12 protein-coding genes are annotated in these 14,535 nt (G+C 41.6%); 4 read left to right on the top strand and 8 right to left on the bottom strand.

Going from position 1 to position 14,535, the window contains the following annotated elements:
* The first annotated feature begins 120 nt into the window (after nt 1-120).
* From QQJ93_RS04595 to QQJ93_RS04585, 3 genes are all read left to right on the top strand, one after another.
* Nucleotides 121-747 carry a DUF2760 domain-containing protein gene (locus tag QQJ93_RS04595; RefSeq protein WP_089124315.1) on the top strand — a complete coding sequence of 209 codons (627 nt, stop codon included), beginning with the start codon at nt 121-123 and terminating at the stop codon, nt 745-747.
* Complete coding sequence (locus tag QQJ93_RS04590) at nt 747-2,558, top strand: Hsp70 family protein (RefSeq protein WP_089124314.1); 1,812 nt, start codon at nt 747-749, stop codon at nt 2,556-2,558. The genes QQJ93_RS04595 and QQJ93_RS04590 overlap by 1 nt, the downstream gene beginning before the upstream one ends.
* A gap of 180 nt (nt 2,559-2,738) precedes the next feature.
* The gene (locus QQJ93_RS04585; RefSeq protein ID WP_089124313.1) at nt 2,739-5,549 is read left to right on the top strand and encodes an Hsp70 family protein; all 2,811 of its coding nucleotides are present in this window, start codon (nt 2,739-2,741) and stop codon (nt 5,547-5,549) included.
* Nucleotides 5,550-5,763: 214 nt separating this feature from the next.
* On the opposite strand, the gene QQJ93_RS04580 is transcribed toward QQJ93_RS04585, so the two are convergent.
* From QQJ93_RS04580 to QQJ93_RS04570, 3 genes are all read right to left on the bottom strand, one after another.
* Entirely contained in the window at nt 5,764-6,039 is a 276-nt protein-coding gene (locus tag QQJ93_RS04580; RefSeq protein WP_089124312.1) for a hypothetical protein, read from the bottom strand.
* 250 nt (nt 6,040-6,289) lie between these two features.
* Entirely contained in the window at nt 6,290-7,597 is a 1,308-nt protein-coding gene (locus QQJ93_RS04575) for a sensor histidine kinase (RefSeq protein ID WP_089124311.1), read from the bottom strand.
* Nucleotides 7,598-7,633: 36 nt separating this feature from the next.
* The gene (locus tag QQJ93_RS04570) at nt 7,634-8,338 is read right to left on the bottom strand and encodes a response regulator (RefSeq protein ID WP_089124310.1); all 705 of its coding nucleotides are present in this window, start codon (nt 8,336-8,338) and stop codon (nt 7,634-7,636) included.
* A 599-nt stretch (nt 8,339-8,937) separates the two neighbouring features.
* On the opposite strand from QQJ93_RS04570, the gene QQJ93_RS04565 reads away from it, so the two are divergent.
* Nucleotides 8,938-9,276, top strand: coding sequence for a cytosolic protein (locus QQJ93_RS04565; protein ID WP_089124309.1), 339 nt, complete (start codon nt 8,938-8,940; stop codon nt 9,274-9,276).
* An 80-nt stretch (nt 9,277-9,356) separates the two neighbouring features.
* On the opposite strand, the gene QQJ93_RS04560 is transcribed toward QQJ93_RS04565, so the two are convergent.
* From QQJ93_RS04560 to QQJ93_RS04540, 5 genes are all read right to left on the bottom strand, one after another.
* Nucleotides 9,357-9,989 carry an FMN-binding negative transcriptional regulator gene (locus QQJ93_RS04560; protein WP_089124308.1) on the bottom strand — a complete coding sequence of 211 codons (633 nt, stop codon included), beginning with the start codon at nt 9,987-9,989 and terminating at the stop codon, nt 9,357-9,359.
* A gap of 334 nt (nt 9,990-10,323) precedes the next feature.
* The gene (locus QQJ93_RS04555; RefSeq protein WP_089124307.1) at nt 10,324-11,631 is read right to left on the bottom strand and encodes a mechanosensitive ion channel family protein; all 1,308 of its coding nucleotides are present in this window, start codon (nt 11,629-11,631) and stop codon (nt 10,324-10,326) included.
* A gap of 179 nt (nt 11,632-11,810) precedes the next feature.
* On the bottom strand, nt 11,811-13,106 hold the full coding sequence (locus QQJ93_RS04550) for an NRAMP family divalent metal transporter (protein ID WP_089124306.1): 1,296 nt from the start codon (nt 13,104-13,106) through the stop codon (nt 11,811-11,813).
* A gap of 371 nt (nt 13,107-13,477) precedes the next feature.
* The gene (locus tag QQJ93_RS04545) at nt 13,478-13,666 is read right to left on the bottom strand and encodes a hypothetical protein (RefSeq protein WP_089124305.1); all 189 of its coding nucleotides are present in this window, start codon (nt 13,664-13,666) and stop codon (nt 13,478-13,480) included.
* A gap of 233 nt (nt 13,667-13,899) precedes the next feature.
* The gene (locus QQJ93_RS04540; RefSeq protein ID WP_089124304.1) at nt 13,900-14,514 is read right to left on the bottom strand and encodes a fumarylacetoacetate hydrolase family protein; all 615 of its coding nucleotides are present in this window, start codon (nt 14,512-14,514) and stop codon (nt 13,900-13,902) included.
* Between the last annotated feature and the right edge of the window lie 21 nt (nt 14,515-14,535).

Here is a 14,535-nt window from a genome sequence, read left to right as displayed (position 1 = left end):
AATTTAACAAGCTTATGTTAAAATATGATCTATTAAAAATACTGGGCTTTCGCTTGTATATTCTGATATTGCCCTAATATGATCACTTAGAATCGAATTTAACCTAGAGATAAAATAATCATGACTTTTGACTTATCGGCAATCCCAATCACTATCGATTTATTCCATGTCATTTTGGCTGCGGCAACACTTCTTTTTCTTTTATTGAGCTTTCGAACTAAAACGATAGAAAAAATCGTCGAAAAACCAGTTGAAAAAATTGTTGAGATTGAAAAACCGGTTGAGAAGATCGTTGAAGTTGAAAAAGTCGTCGAAGTAGAAAAGATCGTTGAGAAAATTGTTGAAGTTGAGTCTAAATTAAAAAGCTCCCCAACAGATTCTGCGCTTCAATTGATGTCTATTTTCCAACAAGAAGCACGCCTTATTGATTTCTTATCAGAAGATTTAACCGGCTTTAGTGATGAAGAAGTCGGCGCTGCCGCACGCGTCATTCATATTGGTGGACAGAAAGTATTAGCGGATCATTTCACTCTTTCTAATATTCGCGCAGAAGACGAAGAATCTCGCATTACCATTGAAGATGGCTTTAATGCGCAAGAAGTTCGTTTAACAGGCAATGTATCAGGTCAAGCACCATTCACAGGTACACTTATTCATAAAGGTTGGAAGGCCGATACCATCACCCTACCTAAGCTATCTGAAAATTACGATGCCAAGGTATTAGCACCAGCAGAGGTTGAGCTGTAATGTCTACTAGTCAATATTTCATCGGTATCGACTTAGGTACTACTCATTGTGTTTTATCTTATTGCCCTATTGGCCTAGATGAACCACAAGTGAAGGTTTTTGCGGTTCCACAATTGATCGCTCAAGGTCAAGTCGACTCGTTAAACCAACTGCCTTCCTTCTTATATCAAGCGCATGAAAGTGAAATGGCTTCAGGTACAAATTCCCTACCTTGGGCAAGCTCCACGGCCAATACGCTCGTCGGCAGCATTGCGCGTAACATGGGCAATAAAACCCCAATGCGCTTGATTGCCAGTGCTAAAAGTTGGTTGTGTCACGGCGGCGTTGATCGTCGTAGTGCTTTTTTGCCACAAGGCAGCGATGATGAAGTGCAAAAAGTATCACCACTGAAAGCCACACAGCTCTATCTAGAACATTTAATGGCCGCTTGGGATCATCAACATCAAGATGCTCCATTACGTGACCAACAAGTGACCATTACCATTCCGGCTTCCTTCGATCCTGCGGCAAAAGAACTCACCGCAGAAGCCGCTCGTAACGCAGGCTTTAAACACGTCACCCTACTTGAAGAGCCACAAGCAGCCATGTATAGCTGGATTGATAGCAACTGTGATGCTTGGCGTGATCAAGTCGAACTGGGAGATTTAGTATTAGTGGTCGATATTGGTGGCGGCACCACCGATTTATCTTTGGTGTCAGTGACCGAGCAAGAAGGCAATTTATCGCTTGAACGTATTGCAGTCGGTGAACACATTCTACTCGGTGGCGATAACATGGATCTCGCCCTTGCCTATCGCTTGAAGATGAATCTTGCTCAGCAAGGAAAACAACTTCAACCATGGCAAGTACAAGCCATGGCGCACCTATGCCGTGACGCCAAAGAAGCTCTGCTCAACGATAAAACATTAACATCGGTGCCGATTGTGGTACCAAGTCGTGGTTCAAAACTACTCGGCAGCACGCTAAAAACAGAATTAACCCAACAGGATCTCGAGCAAACCTTGCTAGAAGGCTTCTTCCCTAAAGTCGCCATCACCGATCACCCTGTTCAATCTGCACGTAGTGCATTAACCCAACTTGGCCTGCCTTACGCGCAAGATGCTGGTATTACGCGCCATATTGCCGCTTTCTTATCTCGTCAAAATCAAGATGAGAACGCGGGTTTTGTTAAACCTAGTAAAGTATTATTCAATGGTGGCGTATTAAAATCACCATTAATTTCAGAGCGTTTACTGAGCATCATTAATGCTTGGTTAACCGAAAACCACAGTGAGCCAACCACAGCCTTAAGTGGTGTCGATCTTGATCTTGCGGTCTCACGTGGTGCCAGTTATTACGGCTATGTCCGACATAATATGGAAAGCGGCAACAGTGGCGTGCGTATTCGTGGTGGTATCGCCAGCAGCTATTATGTCGGAATTGAAAGTGCAATGCCCGCCATTCCAGGTATGGCACCACCAATGGAGGCCATTTGTGTGGCACCATTTGGACTAGAAGAAGGCAGCCATGTTGAGCTTTCTAATCAAGATTTTGGTCTTGTGATTGGTCAGCCGGTGCAATTTCAATTCTACGGTTCAACCACTCGTCGTGATGATGAACTCGGCACACATCTTGATTTTTGGATGCCAGAAGAGTTAGAAGAATTACCCGAAATTCATGTGACTCTCGATGCGAGCAACGGCCGCAATGTCGGTGAAGTCGTGGTGGTCAACCTTGCCGCGACCATTACCGAAATTGGCACGTTAGAACTCGAAGCCGTGGCTAAAGACAACGGTCAAAAATGGCACGTTGAGTTCAGTGTTCGTCAGTAATTCGAACATCACTAATAATTCGATATAGCATTATTAGTGACACCGTCACACCGAGGAGCGCTATCAAGGCACTGATTTCTTAATCTTTTTACAGAAGAAGAATACAGTGCCTTTATTTTAGTCTGGTTAAATCCGCTTTGTTTCACACTATTTCTTTTGGTTCAAATTAAGGAAAAACGCATGTCTTCACAAACAAAACCCAATGCTCGTTATTTAGTTGGTATCGATCTCGGCACCACCAATAGCGTGCTAGCGTATTGTGAAAGGCAAGATGACTTAACTCAAAGCCAAGTTCGTATCTTTGAGATTGATCAACTGATAGGCCCCGGTGAAGTTGTCCGTAAACCCTTATTACCCTCTTTTCGTTTTCATCCTGCCAATGGACAATTTCAAAGCGCAGACATGACTCTACCTTGGGATAGACAACCCATTGAGGGCGAATTAGACCAAGTGATCATTGGTGAATGGGCTCGCGAACTAGGCGCTCAAATTGAAGGCCGACAAGTGTCGAGTGCCAAAAGTTGGTTATCCCATGATGGTGTCGATCGTGAATCGGATATTTTACCTTGGTCGGCAGCGGATAATGTCGATAAAGTATCCCCTTTGCTGGCCAGTGCCAGTTACTTAAATCACATGCGCCAAAGTTGGGATCACCACAATCCAAGCCATAAACTGGCCGATCAAGAAGTGGTGGTCACCATTCCGGCTTCATTTGATGAAACCGCACGTAACCTCACTTTAAAAGCAGCGCAACTGGCCGGTTTATCGCACATTCATTTATTAGAAGAACCACAAGCGGTCTGTTACGACTGGTACAGCCGTCATCTCGATTCAGCGTCACAGCAACTGCAAGATATTCCTTCCATTTTAGTGTGCGACGTGGGTGGTGGTACGACCGATCTCAGCCTAATTGAAGCCGAACATCAACAAGATAAATTATCGCTCAATCGCATTGGGGTTGGCGATCATTTAATGCTTGGAGGTGATAACATCGATCTGGCGTTAGCGCATTTGGCCGAGCAACGTTTAAGCCAAAACAAAAAACTTAATGCCGCGTCATTGATGAAGCTCATTCAACAAACCCGTAAAGTAAAAGAAGATTTACTGCGCCCAGATGCGCCAGAACAAGCAAAAATCTCGATTCTTGGCAGCGGTTCACGCTTAATCGGTGGCACCAAAAGTGCGCCAATCAGCAAACAAGAAATCCATAACATTGTATTAGATGGCTTCTTCCCATTAACCAATAAACAAGAAATGCCATTGCAACGCCGCACTGCGGTGGTTGAATTTGGTTTGCCTTATGCTGCCGATGCCGCGATCAGTCGTCATGTCGCTGAATTTATTCAAAACCATGCTCCCAATGCCCAAACCCCCAGCGCTTTATTATTAAATGGTGGCGTATTTAATAGTGAATTGGTTGAAAGCCGTATGGTCGAGCTATTAAGCCAATGGCATGGTTCGCCTATTACCTTGCTAGATAACCCTAACCCAGATTTATCGGTCGCTTTTGGCGCCGTTGCTTATGCCAAAGCGCGTCATGGCGCACAGCTTAAAATCGGTGGTGGCTCTGCGCGTTCTTACTTCTTACATCTAAAGCAAAAGAATGCCTCTGCTTCCAAAGCGTTATGCGTACTGGCAAAAGGCACTGAAGCTGGGCAAGAAATTCGTTTAAACGGTCGCCAGTTTTTACTCACCCTTGGCGAACCAATCCAAATTGATTTATTAACCTCCACTCAAGAAGCCTTTATCGATGCCAGTGGCGCATTGACGCCTGCGCAAAACAGTTTATTACTCAATGTACAGAGTAACCTTGAACGCGCCGCCTTTAAGCCCTTACCACCTTACATTGCCACATTAGAAGGCAGCCAAGCTCGTGAAACACTACAAGCCAACCAAAAAGATCGCGTTGAAGTGATGCTGGCTTGTCAGCTAACCGAAGTGGGCACCCTCAAAATTGAATGTGTCAGCACCCAAGACGACAGCAAACGTTGGTTACTTGAATTTGATACGCGTAAGCACGAAGAGTTTGAACAAGCGCAAGCCCACCCTCGTTTAGAGCAAGCTAAAGAGTTCATCACCGCTGCCTACTCTGCCAATAAAAAAGCCGACAACGACAAACAAATTAAAACTTTAAGTAAAGATCTAGAAAAGCAATTAGGCAAACGCGAACAATGGGACTTCCCAACATTACGCCAATTGTTTGATACCTTCTCATTAGGTAAAAAACGCCGTCGTCGCTCAAGCGATCATGAAAAACAATGGCTACGTTTGGCAGGCTTTGCGCTACGCCCCGGCTTTGGTGACCCAACCGATGAATGGCGTATTGAACAAACTTGGGCGTTATACCAACAAGGCATTCAGTTTCCATCGCATCAAACTTGGTCGGATTGGTGGATCTTCTGGCGTCGTATTGCCGGTGGGTTAAACCAAGAACAACAAGAAACCATCTTGGCCGATATTGCAAAATACCTACACCCCGGCGCACACCGCAGCAAAGGCACTGGCAAAGAAGCTAGTGAACATGGTTATGAAGCCATGGTGCGTTTATCTGCTTCACTTGAGCATTTAGACAGTGAAGATAAAGTCTTATTATCCAACTGGTTTTTAAACCGTGCGCAAAAAAGTGCCGAACACGTTCAAGCCCACTGGTGGGCACTCGGCCGCCTCGCCTCACGCAGCCAATTGTATGGCAGCCAGCACAACATCGTCCCTGCTGCGCAAGTAAACCAATGGCTATTAAAAATGCTGGAATTGGATTGGAAACAAGAATCCATGATTGGCTTTGCCGCCGTGATGATGAGCCGTAAAACCGGCGATCGCAGCATAGATATTTCAGAAGATATTCGCGCAAAAGTGATCGAAAAACTCACCACCAGCCGCGCAACACCAACTTGGATTGAGCTAGTCAGTGAAGTAAAAGAACTCAGCGAAGATGAATCCAAGAAAGTATTTGGCGATTCAATTCCAGCCGGGTTGCAGATGGTGGGGTGAATTTAAGCGTCATGTTAATGGTGAAAGAGTGTGATTAGCGTTTTTCTTTTTTCTGCTTGTCCCTCATTCAAAAAGCCAGCGACCGATGTCACTGGCTTAGAATGTTTCTTTTTGCATAGGATATAATTTATACCACCGCAGTTTATTCACTCGGTAACCTAGGCGATTATTTATCTACACAGCTATTACCTAAACTAACGGTAACTGAAGCGAATTACTGCTTCTTACCGCCCACTTGAACGTAGTCGATGCCGATAATACGGTTGATGATACCCATAACAGAGCTTGTATCAGAATTTGTTGAACGAATGGTCTCAACCGTTGCACCTTCTGGCACTAATTCCATTGCACGATCTTGCGTGTTACCAGGAACTTGTAAACCAACAATATTAAAGCTTTCAGCGTGCGCAGTGTAAACTTCATCGTTGTGGGTAATACCTGAACAACCTGCTAGAGAAATAACGCCTAAAACACACAATAACTTTTTCATAAAAAATACCTTAAGAATGATTGGAAATTTAGATAGTAAGCCTATGACTTCAACTGCTGACAAAGTGCGAGTTAACGAATAACTGTTTACTTTGCTATTAGTTAGCAGTGCTGTAATGACAAGCCATAAACGACAGTGTCATGATTACCTAGACTCAATAAGTTCATTGGGAGACAGCATCTCCCGAGCGACGTTGAACATTATTCCAGAGGTGTTTTGTAGTTACTGTATGGATTTGTCAGTTGAATCGTTACATAGCCGGATTATTGCATATTTGAATGGTAATGGTGAATACCGCACCCTTTAAGGTTTGGCTCTGGTCAACTTCCACGGTTGCGTTGTGTTGAGCGCAGATCTTATCGACGATAGAAAGCCCCAAACCATGACCACTCTTGACTTTGTTACGTGCTTTATCGCCCACATAAAAGGGTTCGAATAAACGAGCTTGATGTTCTTGTGCCACGCCATCACCATCATCATGTACCGAAATCTGTAGTTGATCTTGATGTACGCTGACTTCAATCGACACCTGTGAACGTGCGAACTTCATTGCGTTACGTACTAGGTTATCTAAGGCTCGGTTAAGCAGCGTTTCATCTGCTAGTATCGAGCTAGGTTGTTTTGGCAGTGATAAGTCGATATTGAGTTCTGTGTCTTTTTTCCAGCGTGTGATCGCGTGTTCAAAAAAGCCTCTTATTTCTAATGGTTGTTGTAGGTTTTTGAGGTCAACACTGTCAAGTTTGGCATAACACAACAGTTCGTCGACCATCTTTTCCATCTCTTCGGTGTCTTCGACAATACTTTCAACGGTGTGTTGCTGCGATTCATTGAGCGGCGTGTCTTTGAGTATTTCTGCTTGCCACTGGATACGAAATATTGGCGTGCGTAACTCGTGAGCAATGGCATTAGTGAGTGATCGGTTACTCTCAATCAAACGATGAATACGGTCAGCCATCAGGTTGAAAGACCTATTTAGTGAGCCAATGGCTATGCCGCTTGAAGTCTCTGATCTTGAAGAAAGATCCCCTTCTGCAAAGCATAAGGTGACGAATTCAAGTTTTTTGACCCGTCTGAAAATAATAACTAGGTGACACAACCCGTATAAGATAAAACTTGCTAGGAAGAACAGCCAAATGAGGTCATCTTCCAGCTCGATTTTTTGCCGAACGAACGCTTCATTATCGGGTAGGTAATGGTAGATATTGTCACTGCCTGTTAGGCGAAACCATAGATCACGTTCATCATCGTGAAAGATAAAGGTATTCGGGTTGGTACTAAAGAACTCTGAAACTGGGCTTGGTATTTCATCATTTGAACTGAACATGACTAGTTTATTTCGTGTGGTTTCGACAAACTGATTTATCGCTTGCTGAGCTTTTTCAAGGCCTTGATTTTTAGCGATGTTTTCTATCAGTTGTTGGTGGGCCATTGCTTCGTAATCTTGCAGTACATATTCGTAGTCGGTATTGAGCTGGTAGACAAATGTTTCGTAGGCAACAAGGCCGGTCATAAAGCAAACTAATAGTCCAAGCAGGGACTCCAAATAAATACGTCGCATATTCGCTCTCTTTCATTACGCTCGTATTGAGCGAGGTTAATGCCAAGCGGTCGAAACAAACAAGTAGCCTTTTCCGCGAATGGTCTGAATTTTCTCTGCTGGTGTGTGATCGTCACCGAGTATCTTTCTTAGACGCACAACCTTGTTATCAATCGTCCGATCTATCCCGTCATACTCAATCCCGCGCAGTGTTTGGGTTAAATAGTCCCGTGATAACGGAGTATCTGGGTTGCTTGCCAACAACCAAAGTAGATCAAACTCACTGTCTGTCAGTGACAAAACTGCACCTGCAAGTTCACACTTCTTGTATGTGTTTTTCAATACAAGTTGATCAAATTGAAGGTTGTCAGAGTCATCGATTGATTGAGCTACCGTTTCTTGACGGCGCAATAGTGAACGAACCCTTGCCAGCAAAACTCTTGGCTTGATTGGCTTGGAGACATAGTCATCAGCCCCAGTTTCTAAACCAGCGACATGATCAAAGTCGTCATCGCTAGCGGTGAGCATCAATATTTTGCCTTTATAGTGCGTACGCGTCTGTCGGCAAATTGTCAGCCCATCGGTTACAGGAAGCATTAAATCTAGCAATACGATGTCAGGTTGTTCGGCAAGGATGGTTTGCGCGGCATTACTGCCATCGCCCAGAACCAAGACATCAAAATCTTGCGCGGCAAAGTAGTCTTGCAACATTTTTTGAAGTTTCAAATCATCTTCCACAATGATCATTTTAGGTTTTGTCATTCCATTCCCAACCTTATCGTGTATTTAGCTTAAACGAGATTATGTGAGTGAGTTTTATTTTTTAATTAGTCGCTATTACATATTGAATTTAATTACTTCACGCAAAATACCTGAGGTGAATAATTAAATACTTTTTAAGCTAGTTCAATGCTGATATGGAATTAATAGAAAAATAAAAAAACAACGTTCAAAAATCTCATACATTCTCGCGACAGATGATTTGGCAGATAAACAACAGAATTTTCCTGTCGTAAGGGCACTCTTGGTATTAACTTTGCTTCTGTACCAGTTTTGGCGAACACTGGATAACGAAAGCAGACTCTAGATAATGCAAAACAAGTTAATGAAACCGTAACACCTCAAGGTTTCGTTAAGTCCGAAGTCGTCAAAAGACAAAAAATATTAGGCAACCCAGAGACCAACAGCCAACAATGACGCGACTTATAAGCCACATTAAATACCCCTCAAAGTACGCCAGCGACTGCATAGATATACAGAAAAAAGAACAAATATAACAAGCAAGCTTTGAGACGAAATTTCTACTACGATCTATTCCTGATAGTGTTAAAATATCCCCATTAGAATTACCGAGAAACTCAATGTTTATCCATCATGTTAATGGTATCGACTGGCTGGTCATTACCGCTTTTGAAGAACTGAAAACGCTATTTATCGAAGAAGCCGGCACGATCCCTTTTTGCTTTTCTACCGTGAGCGAGTTGAGCCTGATTGATCAAGCCAAACGCACTTATGGTTACTTGCCTACATTCAACGGCGTGATCACCGATACCGGCACTTTTCAAAGCCGGGATAATGACGAAGATTTACATCCACAACTTGCCTGTTTAGTTGAGGGGCGTGGGCGCGTGTTTATCTATCATGGCGGCTTTGTGGCGTTTGTGGATGATGAGCACACCTTTATTACCCGAATGGATTGAAATTAATCAGTAAATTGAAAACGGTGAATTGGTATCCCCTCCGTCACCCGCACGTGAGCCTAAGCGGCACTGCAACTTTGTTAACTTTGTCTATTCTTCACTAACTCCGCCATTTCAAGTGATTGTGTATCACGACTCTTGCTTAAGTTATCAATCACACCTTGTTGATTCACAGCGGGTTTATCTTGGCTGACTTTCCATTTTCCTGAAATCGATTCAATCGTAATTTCAACGCCCACAATGGCGGGAAGCATTTTCTCAATATATTGCGTGGGGGCGTCAGCTATAGACCAGGGCTCACTTTGCTCTGCTTCATGTTGAGTGGTTAGATTGCCAAGTAAGTTCAGTTTCCATTCACTGTCATGTATGGCTTTTATCGTGCCTTTTACGTGTACCACCACATAATTCCAAGTAGGAACGGCTCGTCCATTTTCTTTTTTAGTGGGGTAATAATTTGGGGAAATATAGCAATTAGGCCCATGAAAAATAACCGTCACTGACTGGTCATTTTCAAATGCTTTCCAAAGCGAATTGGCTTTGGCGATATGCCCTTGCAGCACATCAACACCATTAACATGATTTAAAATTACTGGCAGATGATCGACTTCGAGACCCGCTTGCGTATTCATCACCAGAGTGGCGAATGGATAGTTTTTAATAATCTGTTTAAGTTGTTCGGTGTCATTTTGTTGATGAATTTTAATATTGTGCATGGTTGTCCATTCTCAGCAAATATCAATACGAAAGTTCAACGACCTCCGTATGAATAATCATAAAAAATAATTCGATATTGAATAAGCTATCTGGTTTTACCACCATGCACAATTTATATAAAAATAGTCTGCAACTAATATATACCCAAGTGACTTCCAGATGCAGAATTCAGAGCTATCAAGCGCCTATTTAGACAAGAAAGATTGCAAAAAAATAAGGAATAAAAGCACCTTTCAAACCAATCTGACGCAGCCTATCTCTTAAAAAGAAGAGGTCTGGGTGAAGCTCCCGAAGAACAAGTAAAAACAGCAAGCCATCTAAATGCCCCTTTCTTTAAGTATCTTCTCTATTTAAAACTCGTACTTCCCGTTGAGGGAATGGAATAACAAATCCATTATCACGCATCGCTTCAAAAATCATGAGTAGAAGATCGCCACCCACTCGGTTTTTACCATCGTCAATCCCGTCCATCCAGAACTCAACAAACATATTGACGCCAGAGTCGCCAAAACCATCAATTTCACAATCTGGCTGTTCTTCAAAGGGAACGCCTTCTCCACTGATCACTTGCTCATGTGATGCCACTGTCACTTTAATAATTTCCACCAGCTTACGTATATCGGTATCATAAGCTACCGAAAAATCGACACGATAACGCTGCTTCTTATTTTTATGAGTCCAATTGGTAAAGCTTTCGGTCACAAACTTTTCATTAGGCACCATGATGTCTTTACCATCATAGGTTTCAAGTGTGGTTGAACGAAGCGTCAATTCACGTACAACCCCGGTACGTCCATCTTCCAACTCAATATAATCATCAATCGAAATAGAGCGATCTAATAAAATGATAATGCCGGAAATAAAGTTGGAGGCGATTGCTTGTAAGCCAAAACCTAACCCCACGCCAAGCGCACCACCAAAGACTGCCAATGCGGTTAAATTAATTCCCATTACCTTGAGAAGTAGCAAAAAGAAAAATACAAATATTGTCACTTCAAACAACTTTGCCGCCACTTCTTTGGTTCTAAAATCGAGCTTTTCTTGACGACGAATCAGCTCTTTTCCTGTCACATTAGAAATTCGCCCAAGCCAGAATAATACTGACCCCAGTAAAACTACCCTCACTACATCATAAAAAGAAATTTGGATTTCACCGACCCCAAGCTTCATCGATTCAAGGATATTTATAATTGGTGTAAGTAAGTTAACTAGGTGGAGGAAAAGTAATGGTATACCAATATAGCGAAACACAAAGCGGATAAAATCGGAACGAACAAAATCATGGGTAACTCGATTACAAATCAATAAGATCGCAATGACTAGTGCAGTATTAATAAGCCAAGAATGCCCCAATAGTTTTTGAACAATTTCGATAGAAAACATCAAAATAAAAACCGTGATAATTGGAAAAACCAAGTTACCAAACTTACTGGAAATTTTACGTAGTTGATTTGCCTCCTCTTGTTTGGCGATCTTAGTTAATGCTGGCACATTTCTGCGAATCATTTTTGCGAAAAAAAAGGAGCAACCAAATACAATCAATACAATAGCCAGTTGGATATAAGTCGCTGTTTGCGCCAATACCTCAAAAACCTGTTGACTCGCCTGCTGTACGACGTCTATGTAATGCTTAAAATCCATTTATTTTCCCTAATTTTGAGTATCACCACGAGGTTAGGTATTTATTACCCTAGCTATACTTAAGTATATGTTTGATTTACAAGACCAAGGACTTATAAAAATAAAAAAGCCTAAGTAGATCTCACTTAAGCTTTCAAATAACTTGGGCTTTCAAATAGAAGGTTTTTCTATATTACCAATTATATAAACCAACTCCACCAGATAAAGGCGGCTAGGAAACCAAATAGATAAATAAACCCAACCCAAGACAGAGCTTTCAGTTTACCCGTAAATTTAAGACTTTCTGGTAAGTTAGTTTTCGTTACTAATTTGTAATTCAAAACGGCAAATACCGGCGTTGTCATAAAGGCTAAAATCATCGCAAAATGCATCATTGCCATTAATGAGGAAGTAAAAAATAGAATAACGATAAAGGAAAGTAAGCTCACAATCACCATCCAGATATTTAAGAAACGTTTCGCTTCACTTGGATGACTTTCTTCTGATTTATTACTCAGTAATAAAGTACTTTCGGTTAACACTCGAGAGTAACCATCGATACAAGTAATGGTACTACCGAAGATACAAAAGAAAGCAATCACCGCAATCAGATAACGAGACCATTCGCCAATAGATGCCGTGTACATGCTGACTAATTGATGTGAGAAACCAATGCCTGATGTTTTAAGCGTTTCACCGCTACCATTAAGTACTAATGCCCCAAGAGATAAGAAAACTATCGCTAAAACGGCCGTACCTATATAACCAACATTAAAATCAAATAATGCTGAGCGCTCCGTCACTTTTTGCTCTTTACTTTGTGATTTTAACCATAATGAATTAAAGCAAGAAATTTCAATTGGTGCAGGCATCCACCCCATCATGATCACAATAAAACCAAAGGCAGCCATAGTCCAAGCTGAAGGGCTTTGATAATCCGCAGGTGCAACTGCGCCATTACTCGCAGCAATCATCACTGCGAGCACAGTGGTTATGACTAACACACCCATGATAACTTTAGATAAAGTACTCAGTGCTTTGAAATGTCCTGCAACCAAAATAGCTAAACATGTGACTACGATACCACCAGCAATGGTAGGGAGAGATAGTGAGATTGGTAAGAAGTACCCCATTAAACTAGCGCTAAACATCAATAATGCGGCTATATTGACGAAGGCTGAAACAAAATTAAGAACATTAAACAGCCACAGGTAACCAATTCCCATTTGATGATACCCTTGAACTAAGCTTTGGCCAGTACCTAACGTATATTGAACGCCAGCTCTAAAAAATGGGTATTTAAAGAAGTTTACTAGCAAGATAAGAGCAGCAAGTTGCCAACCATAAATAGCGCCAGCTTGTGTTGATGACACTAAATGCGAGCCGCCAACAGCCGCAGAAGCCATCATGACTCCAGGGCCAAGTGCTTTGATTAGAGACGTTTTCTTACTGACATCTCCTACCTGAGGAGCTGCAATTGTGGCAGTATTTTCCATATCATGTCCTTAATGAAGCAAGTGAACTGATTGAACATTCAATTCCAAGCTTTTTATTGTTATCGCCTTCCATCGCCATCAGCAATGCTAATAACTCATTTGGCTTTTTTGAGGAGAAATTCGCAGTGTTTCAATCTATTGATAAAAGACTTCACGCTGCTTTCAGAACATTCTGCTAACTTTATGACAAAGAAACAAGGCTTAGAATCACACCAACAGAATCATTGACTACCAAATGCATTAGATTTGGTAATTTACTTCAACCTTATGGTAGTAACAGAATCACTGACTTGTTTTTAACCACAAAAATAATATAAAAAAAAGCTGACCATCAGGCCAGCTTCTTAAATTATTCTTTATCGAACTTAGTTTTAATATAAACCAAGATCTTTTTGCAAATGTGAAGATAATGATGAAGCGTCATAAGCCGAAGTAACTGGCTTTTTGGTTGCTCCAAATAATACGTCCACAATGTGTTTCATCAATCCTTTGATGTTAACCGAGTAGGTTTTTTGATCCATAGATGGTGTTGCAACTGTTTCTAAAATTGCTTGTGTCATCTTTATACTCACTCTAGTTCAACTATCAACTTGAGCGCATAATAAAAGTACAAAAGACCAGTTAACAATGAAAAATAACCAGAATTCGCATTAGTTTTTCTAATTAACAAGCCATTAACACACTGCGATTAATAGAAAAAACTAACGTATTAGAAACCAATGAGTTAGACCAAATACTGAGCAGAGAACTCTGATAAGAACAGTATACTTAACACTTCATTAACTATTATATTTTAATTCGCTACCCATTGAGTCTCGATCAACAATTGATCATATTGCTTAATTCTCGCAGTAAAGATATCACCTTCATGCACCACACCAACACCGCTTGGTGTACCTGTCATGATCACATCGCCATTATTTAATGTGGTATAAGATTTCACTTCACTCAAAATATCATCTGGGGTATACATCATATTCATTACCCCACCGGCTTGCACTCGCAGTCCATTGATCAAAAGTTCTAGTGACAAACCTTGCCAATTACCGCCCTTTAAAGACACAAACTTACTTAACACAGCAGAGCCATCAAATGCTTTAGCACGCTCCCAAGGCAATTGCTTTGCTTTCAATTGAGATTGTAATTCACGCTTAGTGAGATCGAGACCAAAGCCAACTGCATGTATTCCACCATTTTTAATGCTAAAGCAAATCTCACCTTCGTAGTGTAATTGCTCCTGATGAAAGGATGTTAGCTGATTAGTAATTGAGGTACTCGGCTTATTAAATACGACCATTTGATCTGGCATTGCATTGTTTAGCTCTTTGACGTGATCTGCATAATTTCGGCCTACACACACGACCTTTGAAGGCTTCAGCTTTCTATTATCTACCAGTATTGTTGTCATTATTATTCCTTTTATTACCCC

The organism is Vibrio algivorus, from assembly GCF_030161215.1.
GTDB classification, from domain to species: domain Bacteria; phylum Pseudomonadota; class Gammaproteobacteria; order Enterobacterales; family Vibrionaceae; genus Vibrio; species Vibrio algivorus.
This window is presented reverse-complemented; position numbering and strand designations above follow the sequence as displayed.